The organism is Planctomycetia bacterium, assembly GCA_034440135.1.
Lineage (GTDB): Bacteria > Planctomycetota > Planctomycetia > Pirellulales > JALHLM01 > JALHLM01.
This window is the reverse complement of the sequence record JAWXBP010000213.1, coordinates 1-18,364: the sequence shown is the minus strand read 5'-3', so window position 1 is coordinate 18,364 and position 18,364 is coordinate 1. Positions and strand designations below refer to the sequence as shown.

Sequence of the window (18,364 nt, the reverse complement as noted above, 5' to 3'; positions counted from 1 at the left end):
AAATTGAGCTTCGCGCGACGCTGAATTGCACCCGACTCATTCGTGCCAAAACATCACAAAACCTATGAGAAATATTCCGATTGATAAAAGATAAGACGCTTTCTAAACTGAGATATTGATTGGTTTTTTCCGCCATTTTTCTGACTTCGGTACTTAACTACTCCGATCATTGCGCAGTGGCGAGGTTTTGCCTCAGCGGTGCAGCGGCTGACTCGTCTATGCCATGGTCAAACATCTGAACTTAGGGGGGCGTATGACTCGGATTCAACATTGTTGCTCGCTGATCGGCGTGGCCTGCCTGCTCATTGTAGTCAGCGGACAAGCGTGGTCGCAGGAGACGCCCGTTGCGAACGCATCCGCGGAGAAGGAAGATTCCCTAGCTTTGCAGGAAGTTACCGTTGTGGCTCGGCGTCGCGAGGAGAGCCTGCAGAGGATTCCCGACTCGGTCACGGCTTTTCAAGCCGCAGACCTAGAGCGCGCGCAGGTCGATCGCGTCAAGGACTTCGCGGCGATGACGCCGAACCTCAGGTTCTCGGAGGATCAGGAAGTCGGTGCGGGCACCATGACTATCCGCGGAGTAACTCAAAATAGAGGCACGGGCGAGCCGCCCGTCTCCATCACGGTCGATGGCGTGCAGATGACCAACAACCTGCTCCTCACGCAGGATCTCTACGACCTCGGTAGCATCGAAGTGCTGCGCGGCCCGCAAGGTGCCCTATATGGCCGCAATGCCATCGGTGGCGCCATCGTCATCAACTCGACGCCGCCGACCAATGAGACGCACATTACCGTCAAAGCTTCCGTCGCCGAAGGTCAGGACTACAAGGCGTCGCTCGGCGCATCGGGCGCCATCGTCGACGACAAGCTCCTCTTCCGGATCTCCGGTCACTATCATGATCGTGAGGGGCAGCTTCGAAACGTCGTACTGGATGAGAAAGTCGACTACAAGGAGGCGCCGTCGGTGCGCGGTCGCCTGCTCTTCATGCCGAACGAGCGACTGTCGTTCGACTTGCGTCACCAGCATTCCGAGCAGGAAGGTGGCTCGGGCTACTTCCGTCCTGCCAGCGTCAGCTTCCTGGGCAATACCACCGGTACGATTCAGGGCACGCGCATCGGAGTGTCTTACGTCGATTTCGACGATTCCGCACTAAAGATCGACTACGAGTTCCCCTGGGCGACGCTGACGTCTGTCAGCTCGTATACCGACGTGCGTTCAGGGAACAATCAGGATCTGGACATGACGCGGCTGTCGCTGCTTTACATCGATCTGTTCGACAATTCGAATACCTTTGCGCAGGAGATCCGCCTGACCTCTCCGAGCACCCAGCGCCTGCGCTGGTCGGCCGGAGCCTACTACTTCACTCAGAATCGCTTCCGGTCGCTGTCGCCTACCATCAACGTGAATCCGGTCAGCTTCGAGCCTTCCGAGGAAATACTCTTCACGCCACCGCCGGCTGCGCAAAAGGCCGCGAACGAGAACAATGCGTTCTTCGGCCAGATCAACTACGACGTGCTCGACAATCTCGAGGCGACCATCGCCTTCAGAATAGACTCCGATAAGCGGACCGACGTGACTCAGAACCGCTCGCGGACCTTCGATGAGTTTCAGCCGAAAGCATCGCTCGCCTACCGGTTAACTCCGGACCTGTTGACGTATGCCACCGTAGGCAAGGGCTACCGGTCCGGCGGATTCAACAACGTGGCGCCGGGAAGCCAGTTTGCTCCAGATTTCACCGGTGAGACGCTGATCAACTATGAGCTCGGCATGAAATCCACGCTGGCGAACCGCCGCATCACCCTGAACGCCGCTGTGTTCCACATCGACTACTCCGACCAGCAGTTCTTCGTGTTCGATGCGACGGGTACGCAGGCGATCGTGCAGGCGCCGAAGTCGACGATTAACGGAGCGGAGATCGAGATGGTCGCCCAAGTGACTGAGGGACTCCGCATCAACGCGGCGCTCGGCGGCATCGACAGCAAGATCGACGAATTCAACGATGTGCCGGGCGTGCTCGTGCCCGCGAGTCAGATCGTCGGCAAGAAAGTGCCGAACAGCCCGGAATGGAGTGCCACGCTGAGTGCGGCGTACGAGCGCCCCCTGACGTCCGGTATCGGGCTCGAGACTTCGGCCGACTATCAATACCGTGGACGGACTTACTTCACACTCGACAACGTCGACACGCAGGATCCGTACGGCATTCTTAATGCGCGCGCATCGCTCGTTTTCGACAAGTACAAGGTGACGGTCTTCGCAGAGAACCTTCTCGATGAGGAGTATTCGGAATGGTTCTTCGCTGCCCGGTTCGTCGGCCTCCCGGCCGACCTCTCCTGGCCCAGCGCACCGCGCATGTTCGGTGTACAGTTCACCGCCGACTTTTGATGTGCGCAGGCAGTCGTGTCTGATCATCGGCGCAGGCCAGTGCGGAGCACGTGCCGCACTGGCCTTGCGCGCTCATGACCCCTCGAGGCACATACTTCTGATTGGAGAAGAGTCTGCGCTGCCTTACGAGCGCCCGCCCCTGTCTAAGGCCGTATTGTGTGGAACGGCGGAGCCCAACGCTGGCGAGCTGTACCGGGAAGAAGAGTTGAGAGAAGCGCGGATCAATCTGGCGCTCGATGTGCGCGTCGCCGCAGTGAATCTCGACGAATCTCGAGTGCAACTTGTGGATGGCCGCAGCTACCTTTTTGACGATCTGATTCTGGCCACCGGAGCATCGGCGCGCACCCTCGATGTGTTGACTCCCGGAATGCCTGGCGTGCACTACCTTCGTGACAAGGGCGACGCTGCTCGTTTGCGTGGGGCGTTGCTTCCTGGCGCTGAAATTCTAGTGGTGGGCGGGGGCTTTCTGGGGCTGGAAATCGCCGCGTCGGCTAGCCAATGCGGGTGCCGTGTTACCGTCGTCGAGTGTGGCCGGCAGCTACTGGGGCGCGCCGCGTCCTTGCTTGCGGCGCAACAGCTGCAAGACAAACACGCTGAGCGGGGCGTTTCAATTCATCTGCGGTGTCAGCTGCGACGCGCGGAATCTCGGAAGAGCGGGAAATGGCGAGTTGAGCTTTCCGACGGAACCGCGCTGTGTCCCCATGCCATTGTGGTCGCAATCGGGTCGGTAGCCAACGATCAGCTCGCGCGAGCGGCGGGCCTGATTTGCAACGATGGCGTTGCGGTCAATGCAAGTGGCCGCAGTTCGCATCCGCACGTTTTTGCAGCGGGTGATGTCGCCTGTCGAGTCACCCGATGGCGCGATTCGCCGATGCGTTTCGAGTCGTGGGACAATGCGGAGGAGTCCGCGAAGGTCGTCAGCGCCGCGGTGGCCGGCACTCCACCGCCCTTGGAGCCGGTACCGTACTTCTGGACGGATCAGTATGACGTCACCTATCAACTGCTCGGATTGCCTACTGAGGCGCCGCAGCAGCGTGTCGAGCGCAATGCCGACGGCAGCGTGCGCACGATCCAGCACTTGAACGACGAAGGGCAGCTGCAGTTCGCCGAGCTGATCAACGCAGCGCGCGAGAGGCGAGCCCTGACGCGATTGATCGAGCAAGCTTACACTCACACAGCTCACCGAAACGCATCATGACGGCCCATTGCCGGGCCGAGGAGAAAGTCGATGGCCAACCGTCTCAAAGATAAAGTCTGCATTATCACTGGCAGTGGCGGCAGCATAGGCCTCGCCGCAGCGCGGATGTTTACGAAGGAAGGCGCGCTGGTTGTAGGCTGCGATACCAATCCGGAAGCGGGCGCAGCAGCTGTCGAGCTCGTTGAATCCGAAGGCGGCCAGATGGTCTCTCTGCACCCCTGCAATCTCACCAAGCCCGCCGAGTGCCAGCGGCTTGTCGATCTTGCCATTAAGACTTACGGCCGTATCGATGTGCTCTACAACAACGCTGCAATGGCCTACTTCGGCGCTGTCGATCAGATGTCCAACGAAGACTGGTATCGCAACATGGACGAGGAAGTGAATCTCGTCTTCCTGCTGACCAAGGCCGCCTGGCCGCATCTTGCGAAGGAGGGTGGGGCGATTGTGAACACCGCTTCCGCATCGGGATGGATCGGCTTCGAGGTGCTCCCGGGGCTAGCTCATTCCACCGCCAAGGGCGCCATTCTGTCGATGACTCGACATCTCGCCCTCGAAGGCCGCCTGCGCGGTATCCGGGCGAACAGCATCTCTCCCGGCGTCATTGAGAGCAATCAGACGCGGCCGTTGCTGAAGGATCCCGTCTGGACTAAGTTCATGCACGGCAAGGTGATGCTGGGCCGACTCGGCAGGCCCGAAGAGGTTGCGGCCGCAGCAGTGTTTCTCGCTTCGGATGAGGCTTCGTTCATTACCGGAGCGGATCTGCTCGTCGATGGCGGTATGACGGCCTGGTAGCCGTCGAATCGCATCAGACGATTAGTCCGGCGCGACGCAGGACTTGGTCGAGCCGCTCCGCGAGCTTCGCTGAAGCCGAGATCATCGGCAGGCGATGCTCGTTGAGCTCGAGCAGTCCGAGCTTCTTCATCATGTACTTCAAGGGAATGGGATTGGTCTCAAAAAAGATCGCTTGATTCAATTCAAACAGTTCGAAATGAATGCGTCGCGCCGCTTCGAGATCGCCGGCGCGAACGGTTTCGCAAAGCGTCGCGACTTTCGCCGGCAGCAGGTTTCCGACGGCATTCATGAGGCCGGCTGCGCCGACCGCGAGCATGGGAAAGCTCAGCTCCTCCAGCCCGACGAACACCCTGAAATCCGGCGTGAGCTTCGCCAGCGCCTCGGTTACCAGAGCGAGATCGTTCACGGCGTGCTTCATTCCGACGAAATGTGGGACACGGTCCTTGATCGCGCAGAGCGTGTCGACATTGACGGAGACCGCCGCGCGGCCGGGGATGTGATAAAGCAGCAGCGGAATATCCACGCTGGCGCCCACTTTAGCGTAGTACTCAACGAGACCGGCAGCGGGCGGCTTCACGTAATAGGGTGTCACGACAAGTACGGCTGCCGCGCCGCTACGCGCCGCGGATTCCGTAAGAACCAGCGTTTCCTCGAGTGATTGAGATCCCGTTGCAACGATCACGGGCATGCGTCCCCCCGCCGCGTTGACGGCAACGGCTGCGAGCTCATTGCGCTCGGAAAGGGTGAGCAGACTGGGTTCCGCGGTCGTGCCATTGACGAGAATGCCGTGAGAGCCGCCGGCGATTTGATGCTCGACGAGGCGCTCGAACGAGGCATAGTCGATCTTGCCGCCACGAAGTGGGGTGACAATGGGGGTGAAGGAACCGCGCAGCCAGTCGAGCTTCTTGCTCATACCGTACCCCAGCCGCCGTCGACGACGACGTCGGCCCCGGAGATCCTTCGGGCATCGTCCGAAACCAAGAACACGGCTGCGCTCGCGAGCTCCGCCGGCTTCGCCGGTCGGCGCAGCAACGTTGGACCGAGACCCTTCTCGCGCATTGCGGGATCTTCCAGGAAAAAACTCGTCAATCTCGTTTCCACGACGCCCGGCAGCAGACCGTTCACTCGGATGCCCGCATCCGCAAATTCTACCGCGAGCGCGCGAGTGAGTGTGACGGCGCCGCCCTTGGTTGCGATGTAGGGTGCCATCATTGCGGTGGCGTATACGCCAAGGCCCGAGGTGACGTTGAGAATTGCGCCGCCGCGGCCTTGCATCGACGGATACACGGCTTGGCATCCTCGCTGCAAGGCGAGAAGATTGACATCCAGAGATCGGTTCCAGTCCTCAATCGTCGCATCGACCACCGTCTTCACGAACAGGACTCCCGCCACGTTGACAAGAATATCGACGGGCCCGAATTCTTTCTCTGTCGCCGCCACGACTGCGCGCCATGTCTTAGAATCTACTACGTCCTGATTCTGAAACCGCGCGCGGCCGCCCCTCGCACGGATCGTGCTCAATACTTGCTCTTGTTGATCCGGCTCGCGATCCGTGATCGTTACGGAAGCACCCTCCTGCGCCAGCGCCGTTGCAATCGCGCCGCCGATTCCACGGACCCCTCCGGTGACGATCGCGACTTTGTCGTTCAATATTCCCATGCCGGAGGCTCAAGGGTTGGCGAGGCGCAGCGCGCCATCGAGGGGAAGCTCGGCGCCGTGCATGAAGGATGCAGCGTCGGACATCAAAAACTTAACCGACGCGGCGATGTCTTGCGCGGAAACGGTCTGCCCGAGGGGGATTTTCGCGCGCAACCCTGTCAGCATCGTCTCGCGATCCATGCCCGGCGGCAGCGGCGCACAGTCGATTCCGCCCGCCAATAGAATGTTGCTGCGGATTCCCGCCGCGGCAAAATCCACCGCAATGGATTTGCTCAGCATCCGCACCGTCGCGTGAGCTGAAAGATAGGCGGCATAGCCCTTACGCGGCCGGTCCGTGAACCCGGAGACGATGCTCACGATGCTGCCCTTGCCTCCAGTTACCATTAACGGAATGATCGCATTCGAAGCGGCGAAGAACGGTGTAGCGTGACGACGAACCGCAGCGGCGAACTCATCGGGGTCCTGCTCGGTGAGCGTGCCGTACTCGGAATCACCGAAGGACATCACCAAGCCAAACACATCGTCCGACGGTAAGGTCCCCAGGAAGTTCCGCCAGCTCTGCGGGTCTTCGGGCTCGACGTCTTGCCCGAAGCGTACTGGCACGGCGTGCGCGCCCGCAATGCTAAGTGCGCCGCAGATGGCGCGACCAACGACGCTGTCGCCGTGGCTGACGATGACAACCCGCTCCGACAGGTTCATGATGATTTGGTGTGACTCGCGAGCAATCCGGCAAGCGGCACCGAATCGACAAAGATCAGATAGTCGGCGATCTTTCCGCCGCGCAGCGTGAGAACGTTGATCCACGAGACCGATGCGCGGCCCGCACCGGCGCGATATTCGGCAAGGCCATGCACGATCAGCGTGTCGCCATTCCTAACCTGCCATTTGAGATCGTGGACGATGGCGTCCAGCATGCCGAGGAATCCCTTCAGGTACTCGAAGGTCGCCTTGCGTCCGTTAACCTCGGGCTGACCCGCAAACTGAAAGCGCACGTCGTCCGTCATGAAGCTGATGAATTTCTCCACATCCATCACATCGAGCGAGCCGAAGAGCGTCTGAGTCCAGGCGTCGGGCGCCTCGCCGTTCTTGAGCGCCGAGGCAGTCTTGGCGACGGTTCGAGTATTCATTCAATTCTCCACAAAGGTCTGGCGCCGCATTCGGGCAGCAATAGGCTCAGCCTAGTGAAAAAAACCAGTCTTTAAAATACGGCCCTGAGCAACTCATCTGTTCCCGCTCCGCATAGGTGCGTTGAATGGGGGAAGTCATGCCTTCAGCAGTTCTCGAAGCGAGGTTTTAACGACCTTCCCATAAGCATTCTTCGGCAGCTCCTCGATGAACCGATACTGGCGAGGCCGTTTGAATCGGGCGATGTTCTGCAGGCACAGCTGGTCGAGTTCGCTGATTATGGCGCCCGAGGAGTCGCTCGCGACGACGAAAGCGCAGACCGTTTCGCCCCATTCATCGTCAGGCTTCCCGATGACGGCTACCTCTCGCACCTGGGGATGGCTTTGCAACACCTCTTCCACTTCGCGCGGGTATATGTTGGACCCTCCACTGATGATCACATCCTTCGAGCGGTCGCGCAGCGTGAGAAAGCCATCGCCATCGAGAATTCCAATATCGCCGGTGTGCAGCCATCCTCCGCGCAAAGTCGCCGCCGAGGCGTCCTCAAGCCCCCAGTATCCCGCCATGACCGTATCGCCCTTGACGAGAATTTCACCAGGCTCGCCCTTGGGCACGGGGCGATCCTCACTATCCGCCACCCTGAGACTCACGAAGGAATGCGGCAGCCCTACTGATTCGAGCCTCTGCAGATAGCGCGGATGCTCGACATCGGCGTGCGCCAACTGATCGAGCACAGTGATTGTCATGGGCGTCTCACCTTGGCCGAAGATCTGCGCCAAGCGATGATCGAAGCGATCGAGCGCAGTGCGGCAATCGGCGAGATACATCGGGCCGCCGCCGTACACGACGGCGTCGAGATTGCGCACCGCGTAATCGATAGGCTCGTCAACCAGCCGCTTGACCATAGTTGGTGCCGCAAAAAAGAGACTATGAGGATAGTGGGCGAGCAGCCCGCCAATCTCGACGGGATCAAACCCGCCGGATTCCGGGATCACTTGCAAGCTGCCGCGCATCATGTAGGGAATGCTATAAAGCCCGGACCCGTGCGATAGCGGTGCGGGATGCAGGATGCATGCGCCGCGCGACGGATAGAAAACATCGGCAACGAATGCCGCACTCATCGCCATCAGATTGCGCGAGCTCAGCATCGCCCCTTTGGAGCGGCCGGTCGTTCCGCTAGTAAAAAAAAGCCAGGCGCAATCCGTGGCTTTAGTCTCGGCCATCTCCACGGCATCGCTCGAAGCCAGCGCACGAAATTCCCGCCCATCGACTTCGACGACTCGCTTCAGGGCGTCGCTTTGCTCGATCGCTTCGTTTGCAACTGACGCGGTGCGGCTGCTGCAGAAAGCGAGCGCGATACCGGCATCGTCGCACGCCACTGCAATCTCTTTGCCGTGCAGCCGGCTGTTGATGGGAACGGCCGTCATGCCTGCGTGCCAGATCCCGTACATCAGCTCCAGATAAGTTGTCGAGTTTTCCATGATCAGTGCAACTCGCGCACCACGCTGCAGGCCATAAGCTTGCGAGAGCGCACCGCCGAGTCTGGCAATGCGCAGTGACAGCGCGCCGTAACAGAGATGAGGCTTCGCGCCGATCGCAATAGCGGGAGTGTCTGGCGCGCGCCGTGCAATGCGATGCACAAGGCTCGCGAGATTCATTGCTCAAAGATTGAGGCGACTGGCAGCGACATTTCTAGGGAGCGCACTAGGGTCGCGATCATCTGAAAACGCGTGGTCTGCCACAGGCACGCGACGGCACCCTGCGAGCCAAGTTGCGCCACGACCCGATTCAATTCTACATTGACGTCCGCGCCTGAATGGCGAATCACGGCAAGTGCAAGATCGCGCACCGCAAGATCGTCTGCCTCGAGAAGCGCAGGCTCCGCAAGCTGGTGGCCGGTCAATGCTGCGATCCAGCCGCGCGGAAGTTGCAGCCGCTCGCACAGCCGCTCATGTTGAATGCGTTCGTAGGTGCATTTTAGTTCGGTACACACGGTCAGCGCGATCGCTTCGTTTAGCCGATCCGGCAGTAGTCCCTTCATCGCCGAAGTGAACTCGAAAAAGTTGTGCAGTACCGTCGGTGTGTGTGCCGTGAACTGCAGGAACTCCCCAAAATAGCCCACGCGTTCGCTCATCGCCTGCAGCAGCGGGCGCAGCTTCTCGTCGATCTCTGCCAGGTCCATGCGGGGCACGTCGTGAGACATGGTGTCGGTTCCTTTAACGCGGCTTGAGTAGGATGTCATCGCCGCGCACGGTCGCCTCGAAAGTGCGCAGGTCCACCTTCGCGGGACCTCGCATCACCTTACCCGTTGGAACATGGAAGAGCGCTTGGTGCATCGGGCATTCGATGTGGTCATCCTCGAGATATCCCTCGGACATGAATGCGCGGTCGTGTGGGCAGCGGTCTTCGGTCGCGAAGATCTTGCCGCCGATGTTATAGATCGCCACCGGGATGTCCCCGAGCGCCACCTGCCGTACTTCTCCGGTGGGAAGGTCGGTCACGGAAGCCACCCGCACCCATTCGTCGCTCAAGCTACAGGCCCATCACAGTACGGTAATAGTTGTAGAAAGCGCGGATCAGAGTCTCAGAAACCATGTGGTCACAATTGTCCGCGGTCTTACCGCCCATCTCGAGCACGGCGCGGTCATCGGGGCAGGCTGTTGCACCGATCTGGGTCTGATTCAGCACTTCGCTGTCGTCCATCGAGACGTAGCCCGCCGGACCCATGAGATTCGCGTGTCGCAATCGCAGCCGCGTCATGGCTTCATCATCATCGGCGTAACCGAAGAAGGTCCAGGTCAGTTCGACTTGCGAGGGCGAGATCGGAATCAGGTGCCTTGTGGCAAGCGTGTTGGCTTGCTGTTGCAGCACTACGCAGGGAAACAGGGTTATGCCGACGACCTTGCCATCCGCGAACTCGCGTCTTGGAGTGACAGTGTCCTTGTCTTCCAGAACTAGCTCGCTGTGGAAGCTGCTGAGCGTGCTGGTCTCATCGACGCCGGCTCGATCGCGATTGCGAGAGATCATCACGCCGTGCTTTCCATCTTCGCTCGAGACGCATGCTGATTCGGCGTCCGCCCGCCACAGGCCGAAAGTAACGAAGAACGCGTGCAGCAGGGTCGCGTGATAGGGATCCTTGAGATTCTCGAAATAGAGCTTCCAGTTTGCAGTGATGATCTGGCGGTTGTAGCCGAGCACTTTCAGCGGTCTGCCGGAGAATTCGCGTTGCACGTAACTCAGCACTTCGGAGCCGCAGTATCGGTCGAATGGCTCTACATCGGCGGAGAAACTCGCAAACAACAGCCCGCCTTCGTTGTGCACGCGCAGACGGCGCAGGCCGTTGGCGGCGAGGTCAAAATCCTTGGGCATGCCACCTTTGCCGCCGACGCCGCGGCGAAAGGGCATACCCGACAGCTCACCCTTCAACGTGTACGACCAATGGTGGTATGGGCATTTGAATTCGCTGGAATTTCCACGCGGTGCCCAGCAAAGGCGCGCGCCGCGATGCGCGCAGCGGTTCTCGACCACATTGATGCTCGAGTCCTCGTCGCGTACGACGATCACCGGGCGGTCGCCGATCCATGTCGTCTTGTAATCGCCGGGCTTGGGTATTTCCGCGTCGAGACCGACGTAGCACCATACGGGTCCTCGAAAAATGCGCTCCATTTCGCGCTTGTAGATCTCCGGGTCGCTGTAGATCCAGTAAGGCACGCGGGTCGTACTGCCCTCTTGCGGCCATGCGCGGGACTCGGGAACCTCGAGCGGCTGTTCACTCATATTGGGAAGATCAGGCTGTTGAAAACGCGGTAGTTGTCGTACACCACAAGACGCTGGCGCAATCTAGGCGCGCCATCCGCCATGACCACACGGTCCACGTAGCGGCCGACGAACAGGATGCGCGGCTCACGCTCCGCGATGGATTCGTAGAGCGCGAAGTTGGCTTCGCTGGTCACGCCGCCTTCCTCCTGCCCGGTGATGTGCGCGGTGCCTACGAAATGGCGATAGGTGCGAGGCTCATAGACCGCGGTCTGCATGATCGCCACCACGCGATCTCTGACCATCCCGATGCCATCGCAATAGATTGCCGCAACTGGATAGCCGAGCCCGAAGTTCTCGTTCGAGATGATCTTGTAGACGCAGTCGTCGGTGAAGAATTCGGGCCACAGGTCGAGTTTCCCGCTGTCCAGCGCGTACGCATAGCGCGCGTTTAAATCGTCCAGAATCACGCGAGTCAGCACGGCCGACTCATCCGGAGAAGCCGCGCCCGGTCTTGCGCTCACGTTGCGCCCACGACGTCCTTCAGGTTGGTCTGGAAGCCGAGCTCGGCACCAAGGTTGCGGATCGGGCCGCGCATGTTTTCCTGCCAGATGAGCGATTCCATCGCGATTTGCAGCGGATGGTCCTGCACTGTCAGGGCGTAGAAGCCCTGGTTGCGCGAACCATGGCCATGCACGGCCCAGCCTGGCGCCGACAGCATGAGGTCACCGCCTTCCCACTGGAATTTTTTGCCCAGCACAACGCTCTTGCCGTTGCCGGAGAGGTAATAGTTGATGGCGGCGGAGCTATGTCGATGCGGCTCGTCGACCATGTCCGGCGGATAAGCCGCGATGCTTGCGAAAAACGAGTGCGTGGTCCCATTACGAGCTTCGGTGGCCGGATTGTAGAGAACGTACAAGCGCCGGCCGGTGTAACCATCGCCAATGCGCTTCACGTCTTCCAGCTCTTGGCGCACTGTTTTGAACGACCAGTGCAAGGGCCGGTTGGCGACGTAGTCTGGATCCACGAGATGCTCGTAGCTCATGAGGTGCGCGCCATCCGGCGTGATCGCTTTGATCGGAGCGCGGCTCTTCGCGCGCTCGGCGGGCGGGGGTATTGGCAGGACCTCGACGTCCGGCATCGCGACACCGGTCTCTGCATGATAGATCTCCAGTTTGCACAGCATTGGACGATTGCTGTACGTGAAATAGGCGAGCAGGTCCTTCGTGTCATTGGTGACGCGGTAAACAGCCATGGAAGGCGTCGTCCACACGTCCCACTTCTCGAAGCGGATGCGCTTGCCGTTTATTTCGCTCAAACCGGCACCGGTGATGCTGATGGAAAGCTGGCCCGCATTGTGACGTCGCGGGACACTGCTCTCGCCGGGCCTGAGCACACTGAGCAGCACGTCAATGCCGGGCGCAAGGCCGAGCCCAGGCTCTTTGGACAGAGGATGCACCACTAGGCTCTCGCGCCCTTTGGCGGCGTCTACTGGTAGATCCGCAAGCCTGCCTATCTCCCGCTCTATCTGCAGTCGTGGGATAATTATCGAGGGCCAATATTCGTTGTCGCGCGCTTCGAACACACGCAAGTCTGCAAAGCGGGCGGTATCCGACATGCTAGCTGCTCCTTAACGTACCTGCGCAGCCCGCCCGGCGCGCCACGTGGGCGCGGATCGGCCGGGTTGCGCGATTTGACGACCTACGCCGCGCTCCAGCGCGCGTTGCAGCACCATGCTTCCTATTGCCATATCCGACAGCCCCATCCCCATTGCCTTGAACAGTGACAGGTCAGTGTCTGCGGAGCGCATTTGCCCCGCGGCAATGAACTGGCCCAGCGAACGGACTTTGCCCCACGCGGCCTCCTCATCGCCGAACCGCGAGCTTAGCTCGCGCGAGTTGCGCTTTGCATCCGCCAGACTGTCGACCACTACCGTGTCACAACGTTCGAACAGGTCCTGATGAAATTCCGCATTGGGTGGAAGGATCGCACCCACGGCATTCACATGCGTGCCCTTTGCCAACATGTTGGCGTGAAGGAAGGGCTCGCGCGCTCGCGTCACTAACGTGACTATCGGGCAATCCGCGACCGCGGCCTCGACACTGGAGCATTCTTCGACTTCGAAGTCGAACGTACTTGAACAGCGAGACGCAAATTGCGAACGGCTTTCAGGGTTAGGGCTGAATACCCGTAGCCTCGCAAGCTGCCGCACCACCGAAATCGCCGCGACCTGGGTCAGCGCCTGCCGACCCGTGCCGATGATGGCGAGCGTATCGGCTTCCTCGGCCGCCAGCCAGCGCGTCGCCAAGCCGCAAATTCCGGCAGTACGGATTGCCCCGAGCGCCGCTGCCTCGATAACCGCCCGAATCGAGCCATCCTCGGCATCGAACATCAGGAACAGTGCCTGCGCTCCGCGCGGTGTGTTGGCCCATGTCTTGAAACCCGCCAATCCCTTTGCCGGTGCCACCGAGCCGAGCGAATGCACGGTTCCGCCTCCGGCCCAGGTGCCGAGAGCCTTGGGGATATTGGCAGCACTGTCGGGGCCTTCGAGCGCGAGCAGGCTCTGGAGCGCGTCGATGCCGTCGTTCAGGTCAACGAGCGACGTGACGTCGCTTTCCTGCAACCACAGAAGGTCGGAGTTCGTCACTGTTGTTTCTCCGGCGTCGTTTCCTGAAGATCTGCGATGACGCGATTGCGCAGACAGCCGATGCGATCGATCTCGACTTCGAGGGTATCGCCGGGTTGCATATAAACAGGTGGATCGCGCGTCACTCCGACGCCGGCCGGTGTTCCGGTGGAGATTATGTCGCCGGGCGACAGATCCGTGAACCGCGTGATGTATTCGATGAGTACGGGGACGGAGAAGATCAAGTCCGCGAGGCTGGCTTGCTGCATCGTTTTGCCGTTCAGGCGCGTGGTCAGCTGCAAAGTCGCCGGGTCGGAAATCTCATCCGCCGTAGTGATCCAGGGTCCGAGCGAGCCACTGCGCCGAAAATTCTTGCCGGCCGTGGCCTGGGTGCTGTGCTTCTGAAAATCCCGAACGCTGTTTTCCGCGCAGCAAGTGTAACCGGCCACGTAGCTAAGCGCCTCTCGCGCCACCACTCGGGAGGCGTGGCGACCGATCACGACGGCCAACTCGCCTTCGTAATCAAACTGGTCTGAATCCCGCGGCCGCTGAATGCTTGACTCGTGTCCCACGAAGCTGTCGGCGAAGCGTACGAATAACGCGGGATGCGCGGCAGCCGATTTGTTCGCCTCAACGCCATGAGCGTGGTAATTGATGCCAAGGCAGAAGATCTTCCCTGGATCAGGTACAACTGGCAGAAATTCGATGTCCGAAAGTGGGTAACGCGCGCCAGAGGGCTTGCGGAGAACATCCGCCAACCGACTTTCGAGCACTTGGCGCATTGAAACAGGCTTTCTTTCCGTGCCAAAGTCGACAACTTCATCGTCATCGAGGACGCCGCACGACTGCCGCCCCGCAGTGCGAAAACTAAGTAAGTTCATCTGTTAGGAGGAGCCGTTAGGGTCGCCGGAGGGGGATTGCAATCCAGAGTAGAGGCTACCCCGAGAATTGACAATGGGATAATATTGCACGACATTTATTCCAATCTTTCATTAGTTGCCGTCCAGCAAAGGACCCTATACCGTGACCCGAGTTGCGAAGAACAAGCGTCAGCCGAAGCAGCGGCTGGATAGTCTCGCCAGCATCTATCTGTTCAAGAGCGTGATCGAGACCAAGAACTTCTCCGAGACCGCGCGTCTTCTGGCGATCACACCGTCCTCGGTCAGCAAACGCGTTAAGAGTATCGAGGACCAGCTACAAGTCAGACTCATCGACCGCACCACTCGCAACGTGCGCCCGACGGAAGCCGGTCTCAGGTTCTTTCAGCGCTGCACGGAGATCGCGTACTTGGTGGAGGAAACGGAGAACGAGGTGCACGACAACGCGCACGGTCCCGCGGGAACGCTGCGCATTGCTGCGCCTCCGGGCTTCGCGCTCGCACGCCTGAACAGCGTTATCTACAGTTTCGTGCGCGAGTACCCGAAGATCGAAGTGGAAGTCGTTTTGAACGCCGAGATGCAGGAACTCGTCGAGCACGGCATCGATCTCGCCATTCGGCTGGGCGGTAGCGAACCGGAAGGCGCCGGACTCGTTAAGCGAATAGGCGAGAACCGGCGGGTGTACTGCGCCGCGCCGAAATATCTGGACATTCACGGCACCCCAGCGATGCCCTCTCAGTTGCAGAAACACAGCTGCATCATTGGCCGTGGCAAATACCTCACCAATCGGTGGCAGTTCCACGTGAACGGCCGCACCGAGGAAGTGCAGGTCACGGGTCGTTTCGTCACGAACAATATCTCACTAGTGCTTGACGCCGCAGTCCAGGGAGTTGGCGTCGCAATGATACCTCGCTACTTCACCGAGGATCAGCTTGCGCGAGGCGATCTGGTGGAAATCCTCGCGGAATTCAACGCCGTGCATAGCTGGGTGTACGTCATCATTCCGCAGCGTCACCACGTGCCGTTCAAGACGCGGAAGTTCCTAGAATTCATGGGGCAGCATATGCATTCGGACATCACAGGCACGCCTTCATCGGGAATATCAGTTGTCCCATCCACCGCGCGGCGCCCTGCGCGAAGCTATAGCTGAAGTCAACACCAACTGCGAGAGTGAGCATGCGAGCCGCGAGCTATTCACGAACGGGGCCGGCGCGCGAAGTGCTCACGGTGGAGAATTTGCCGACTCCGGCTCCTGCCGCCGGAGAAGTGCGTGTGAAGCTGTCCTGGTCCGGAGTCAATCCGTCGGATGTGAAGAGTCGCGCGGGGCTTCGCGCCACGGGGATGCCGTTCCCGCGTGTCATCCCCCATAGCGATGGGGCGGGGGTCATTGACGAGGTGGGCGAGGGCGTCGATCGCGCGCGAATCGCAGAACGCGTTTGGACCTGGAATGCTGCGTGGGCGCGCGCTTACGGCACCGCAGCAGAATACGTCGTCTTGCCGTCGGAGCAAGCGGTGCGTCTGCCCGGCAACGTCGATCTCGCTGCTGGGGCGTGCCTGGGCATACCGGCACTCACGGCCTATCACTCGGTGATGGTTGATGGCGGAGTCGAAGGAAAAAATGTACTGGTCACCGGAGGTGCCGGCGCGGTAGGTCACTACGCAGTGCAGCTGGCCCGGCTAAAAGGCGCGAAGCGAGTCGTCGCGACGGTAAGCACGCCTGAGAAGGCAGAGCTCGCGCGCTCGGCCGGAGCCGTCACCGTCAATTACAAGATGGAAGATGTCGTCGCAAGATGCAATGACCTCACCGAGGGCGAGTTATTCGATCGCATCATTGAGGTCGACCTCTCTGCAAACGTCGAAGCGGATACCACTGTCATTCGGCAAGGTGGAAATATCGTCGTGTACGGCAGCAACGCCCTGCAGATACAGATTCCTTTCGTGCCACTGATCTTGGGCGATGTGCGGCTGCATTTTTTTATCGTGTTCAAGCTCGGCAAGCGTGAGCGCGACGAAGCCACGCATGATTTGACTAGCCTTTTGCAAGCCGGCGCGCTGTCTCACAATATTGCGCATCGCATGCCGCTGTCGCGCATCGCCGCGGCACACGACCTGATCGAGAAAGGGGGCGCATCCGGCAACGTCGTGCTCAGCGTCGATTAGATGACCGAGCCAAAGTGGCCGCGCGTAGACGTAGATTCAGTTCTCGACCAGCTCAGCCTGAAAGGGTTGCCGCTTCTCATGATCGTCTCCGCCACGGTCACGCTTCTCCTCGATGGCATGAATATCCAGGTGATCGCGCTCGCCGCACCGGCATTGATCGGCGAGTTTGGCGTAACACGCGATGCGCTGGGCCCCGTGTTTGCGGCCTCGCTGTTTGGGGTCGCGGCAGGCGCATTTTCAGCCGGACCCATCGGAGATCGTTGGGGCCGGCGCAATCCCATGCTGATCAGCACCGCGCTGTTCGGCGCGGCGACGCTCCTGGCGATTACCTCGGAGAATCTGTTTCAGTTGACGGCGTGGAGATTCGTGACCGGCATCGGCCTTGGCGGCGCGTTGCCAAATGCCGTTGCCTTGCTCGCCGAGTACACGCCGCCGCGCTGGCGCAACCAGGCCATTGCCGCCGCCATTGTCGGCGTTCCCGTAGGTGGCATGCTTGGCGCCGCGATCGGCGCCGAAATCATTCCGCTCTACGGATGGCGCAGCATCTTCATAGTCGGCGGAGTGCTGCCGCTCATGGCCGTGGCCGCAATGTATTTCGTCATCGCGGAATCCCCGCGCTACCTGGCCATCCGTCCCAACCGCAAGCCGGAACTCGCGCAACTGCTAAACCGGTTGATCCGCCGGCCGCAGTATTCCGGAACGGAGGATTTCATACTGAGCAGCAGCGCGCTGAGCCAACAGAAAGCGGGGATCGGCGCGCTGTTCTCCAGCGAGTTCCTGCGCGATACGCTCGCGATATCGGTGGTATCGGTCACCAATCTGCTCGCGATCTACGCGTTTTTCAGCTGGGCGCCCATCGTGCTGACCTCTGTGGGCTATCCGCTGGCCACTGCAGTACACGGCTCATTCGTATTCAATCTCGCAGGGGCCGTCGGTTCCATCGCGAACTCGTGGGCGATCTCCCGATTCGGCTCTCGATGGGCATTGGGCGTGCTTGCGGCATTGGGTGCGCTGGCGCTAGCTGGACTTTCGCAAGTGTCTTTTGGCGCGGCGACGCCCGCCGATCTCGAGGCCGCGCGGCCCCTGCTTATGCTTGGAATTGCGGCTGCGGGTTTCGGCATCATGGCCACTCAAGTGGGGATGTTCACGTTAGTGGCGAGCGCCTACCCCACGCAGTGCCGCTCTTCGGCAGTGGGATGGGCAAGCTCCGTCGGGCGCATCGGGGGAATCATGAGCTCGTTCGCCGGAGGATGGGTGCTGGCCAGACATGGCGAAGAGGGTTTCTTCGGAATTGTGGCTGCCGTGCTCGTCGTGACGCTCATCGGTGTACTTGCGATAAGGAATCACATTCCGCGAGGTGTCAGGGCATAGCGGCTGTGACGCAGTGACTCGTCGGCAACCAACCCGCACGTACTCGCTTGACTACGCCATAGCGCTTCAGAAAAGCCCACAGATCCTGAGCTTCAAGTTTCGAGTTGGCTGCAGCCGCGAGTGAAGTGATCGAACACGCTCCGCGTAGCGGAAGCGCGCGCGGATGCCCGGTCGCATCCAGAAATACCGGTATGACGCGCATGGTCGATCCAAAGTGCCGCTCGATGGCAAGCCGTTCCGTTACACGGGGCGGCGGCTGGATCCGGAGACGGGCCTCTACTACTACCGTGCCCGGTACTACTCCTCGAACATCGGCCGGTTTGTCAACCGGCGTCCAAGACTGACCAGCTACCGGCGCCCAACATTGACCAGGGTGATGGGCTGTCTGGGCGGGCTTCTGGGCTCTTCGCTTGAGGTTT

General features: G+C 60.3%; 19 protein-coding genes. 7 read left to right on the top strand and 12 right to left on the bottom strand.

Annotated features, from left to right (window positions below; all coding sequences use genetic code 11):
* The first annotated feature begins 253 nt into the window (after positions 1-253).
* The 3 genes from SGJ19_12315 to SGJ19_12305 are packed head-to-tail and all read left to right on the top strand — an operon-like array spanning position 254 to position 4,370.
* Positions 254-2,380: a TonB-dependent receptor gene (locus SGJ19_12315; protein ID MDZ4781030.1), complete on the top strand. Its 2,127-nt coding sequence runs from the start codon at positions 254-256 to the stop codon at positions 2,378-2,380.
* Entirely contained in the window at positions 2,268-3,578 is a 1,311-nt protein-coding gene (locus SGJ19_12310; protein ID MDZ4781029.1) for an FAD-dependent oxidoreductase, read from the top strand. The genes SGJ19_12315 and SGJ19_12310 overlap by 113 nt, the downstream gene beginning before the upstream one ends.
* A 30-nt stretch (positions 3,579-3,608) precedes the next feature.
* Positions 3,609-4,370 (top strand): SDR family NAD(P)-dependent oxidoreductase, encoded by a 762-nt coding sequence (locus SGJ19_12305; protein ID MDZ4781028.1) that lies wholly within the window; start codon positions 3,609-3,611, stop codon positions 4,368-4,370.
* 13 nt (positions 4,371-4,383) lie between these two features.
* On the opposite strand, the gene dapA is transcribed toward SGJ19_12305, so the two are convergent.
* From dapA to SGJ19_12245, 12 genes are all read right to left on the bottom strand, one after another.
* Positions 4,384-5,283, bottom strand: coding sequence for a 4-hydroxy-tetrahydrodipicolinate synthase (gene dapA, locus SGJ19_12300; protein ID MDZ4781027.1), 900 nt, complete (start codon positions 5,281-5,283; stop codon positions 4,384-4,386).
* Positions 5,280-6,029: an SDR family oxidoreductase gene (locus SGJ19_12295; GenBank protein MDZ4781026.1), complete on the bottom strand. Its 750-nt coding sequence runs from the start codon at positions 6,027-6,029 to the stop codon at positions 5,280-5,282. Before SGJ19_12295 ends, dapA begins: the two co-directional genes overlap by 4 nt.
* A gap of 9 nt (positions 6,030-6,038) precedes the next feature.
* Positions 6,039-6,728 carry an SDR family oxidoreductase gene (locus SGJ19_12290; protein MDZ4781025.1) on the bottom strand — a complete coding sequence of 230 codons (690 nt, stop codon included), beginning with the start codon at positions 6,726-6,728 and terminating at the stop codon, positions 6,039-6,041.
* The gene (locus SGJ19_12285; GenBank protein ID MDZ4781024.1) at positions 6,725-7,156 is read right to left on the bottom strand and encodes a nuclear transport factor 2 family protein; all 432 of its coding nucleotides are present in this window, start codon (positions 7,154-7,156) and stop codon (positions 6,725-6,727) included. Before SGJ19_12285 ends, SGJ19_12290 begins: the two co-directional genes overlap by 4 nt.
* A 135-nt stretch (positions 7,157-7,291) precedes the next feature.
* Positions 7,292-8,812, bottom strand: a complete 1,521-nt coding sequence (locus tag SGJ19_12280; protein ID MDZ4781023.1) for an AMP-binding protein — start codon at positions 8,810-8,812, stop codon at positions 7,292-7,294.
* The gene (locus tag SGJ19_12275; GenBank protein MDZ4781022.1) at positions 8,809-9,357 is read right to left on the bottom strand and encodes a hypothetical protein; all 549 of its coding nucleotides are present in this window, start codon (positions 9,355-9,357) and stop codon (positions 8,809-8,811) included. Before SGJ19_12275 ends, SGJ19_12280 begins: the two co-directional genes overlap by 4 nt.
* A 13-nt stretch (positions 9,358-9,370) precedes the next feature.
* A complete protein-coding gene (locus tag SGJ19_12270; protein MDZ4781021.1) occupies positions 9,371-9,685 on the bottom strand; it encodes a non-heme iron oxygenase ferredoxin subunit in 315 nt (104 codons plus the stop codon).
* Between the two features lies 1 nt (position 9,686).
* Positions 9,687-10,931 carry an aromatic ring-hydroxylating dioxygenase subunit alpha gene (locus SGJ19_12265; GenBank protein ID MDZ4781020.1) on the bottom strand — a complete coding sequence of 415 codons (1,245 nt, stop codon included), beginning with the start codon at positions 10,929-10,931 and terminating at the stop codon, positions 9,687-9,689.
* Complete coding sequence (locus SGJ19_12260; GenBank protein MDZ4781019.1) at positions 10,928-11,392, bottom strand: aromatic-ring-hydroxylating dioxygenase subunit beta; 465 nt, start codon at positions 11,390-11,392, stop codon at positions 10,928-10,930. Before SGJ19_12260 ends, SGJ19_12265 begins: the two co-directional genes overlap by 4 nt.
* Before the next feature lie 38 nt (positions 11,393-11,430).
* Complete coding sequence (locus SGJ19_12255) at positions 11,431-12,528, bottom strand: AraC family ligand binding domain-containing protein (GenBank protein MDZ4781018.1); 1,098 nt, start codon at positions 12,526-12,528, stop codon at positions 11,431-11,433.
* 12 nt (positions 12,529-12,540) lie between these two features.
* The gene (locus SGJ19_12250; GenBank protein MDZ4781017.1) at positions 12,541-13,557 is read right to left on the bottom strand and encodes an ornithine cyclodeaminase family protein; all 1,017 of its coding nucleotides are present in this window, start codon (positions 13,555-13,557) and stop codon (positions 12,541-12,543) included.
* Positions 13,554-14,318 carry a fumarylacetoacetate hydrolase family protein gene (locus SGJ19_12245; GenBank protein ID MDZ4781016.1) on the bottom strand — a complete coding sequence of 255 codons (765 nt, stop codon included), beginning with the start codon at positions 14,316-14,318 and terminating at the stop codon, positions 13,554-13,556. Before SGJ19_12245 ends, SGJ19_12250 begins: the two co-directional genes overlap by 4 nt.
* A 214-nt stretch (positions 14,319-14,532) precedes the next feature.
* Here SGJ19_12245 and SGJ19_12240 point away from each other — a divergent pair, with 214 nt between their 5' ends.
* The 4 genes from SGJ19_12240 to SGJ19_12225 form a co-directional block, all read left to right on the top strand.
* On the top strand, positions 14,533-15,564 hold the full coding sequence (locus SGJ19_12240; protein ID MDZ4781015.1) for a LysR family transcriptional regulator: 1,032 nt from the start codon (positions 14,533-14,535) through the stop codon (positions 15,562-15,564).
* A 26-nt stretch (positions 15,565-15,590) separates the two neighbouring features.
* Complete coding sequence (locus SGJ19_12235) at positions 15,591-16,574, top strand: NADPH:quinone reductase (GenBank protein MDZ4781014.1); 984 nt, start codon at positions 15,591-15,593, stop codon at positions 16,572-16,574.
* Positions 16,575-17,945 carry an MFS transporter gene (locus SGJ19_12230; protein ID MDZ4781013.1) on the top strand — a complete coding sequence of 457 codons (1,371 nt, stop codon included), beginning with the start codon at positions 16,575-16,577 and terminating at the stop codon, positions 17,943-17,945. It abuts the gene before it with no gap.
* Between the two features lie 163 nt (positions 17,946-18,108).
* A partial coding sequence (locus tag SGJ19_12225; GenBank protein MDZ4781012.1) for an RHS repeat-associated core domain-containing protein occupies positions 18,109-18,364 on the top strand: 256 nt, incomplete at its 3' end.

Excerpts from the sequence above, each read along its gene's own strand:
- SGJ19_12265 (MDZ4781020.1), bottom strand. The coding sequence starts at position 10,931 with ATGAGTGAACAGCCGCTCGAGGTTCCCGAGTCCCGCGCATGGCCGCAA.
- SGJ19_12255 (MDZ4781018.1), bottom strand. The coding sequence starts at position 12,528 with ATGTCGGATACCGCCCGCTTTGCAGACTTGCGTGTGTTCGAAGCGCGC.
- SGJ19_12285 (MDZ4781024.1), bottom strand. The coding sequence starts at position 7,156 with ATGAATACTCGAACCGTCGCCAAGACTGCCTCGGCGCTCAAGAACGGC.
- SGJ19_12235 (MDZ4781014.1), top strand. The coding sequence starts at position 15,591 with ATGCGAGCCGCGAGCTATTCACGAACGGGGCCGGCGCGCGAAGTGCTC.
- SGJ19_12305 (MDZ4781028.1), top strand. The coding sequence starts at position 3,609 with ATGGCCAACCGTCTCAAAGATAAAGTCTGCATTATCACTGGCAGTGGC.
- SGJ19_12245 (MDZ4781016.1), bottom strand. The coding sequence starts at position 14,318 with ATGCGCCAAGTGCTCGAAAGTCGGTTGGCGGATGTTCTCCGCAAGCCC.
- SGJ19_12310 (MDZ4781029.1), top strand. The coding sequence starts at position 2,268 with ATGAGGAGTATTCGGAATGGTTCTTCGCTGCCCGGTTCGTCGGCCTCC.
- dapA (MDZ4781027.1), bottom strand. The coding sequence starts at position 5,283 with ATGAGCAAGAAGCTCGACTGGCTGCGCGGTTCCTTCACCCCCATTGTC.
- SGJ19_12275 (MDZ4781022.1), bottom strand. The coding sequence starts at position 9,357 with ATGTCTCACGACGTGCCCCGCATGGACCTGGCAGAGATCGACGAGAAG.
- SGJ19_12290 (MDZ4781025.1), bottom strand. The coding sequence starts at position 6,728 with ATGAACCTGTCGGAGCGGGTTGTCATCGTCAGCCACGGCGACAGCGTC.
- SGJ19_12295 (MDZ4781026.1), bottom strand. The coding sequence starts at position 6,029 with ATGGGAATATTGAACGACAAAGTCGCGATCGTCACCGGAGGGGTCCGT.
- SGJ19_12280 (MDZ4781023.1), bottom strand. The coding sequence starts at position 8,812 with ATGAATCTCGCGAGCCTTGTGCATCGCATTGCACGGCGCGCGCCAGAC.
- SGJ19_12315 (MDZ4781030.1), top strand. The coding sequence starts at position 254 with ATGACTCGGATTCAACATTGTTGCTCGCTGATCGGCGTGGCCTGCCTG.
- SGJ19_12230 (MDZ4781013.1), top strand. The coding sequence starts at position 16,575 with ATGACCGAGCCAAAGTGGCCGCGCGTAGACGTAGATTCAGTTCTCGAC.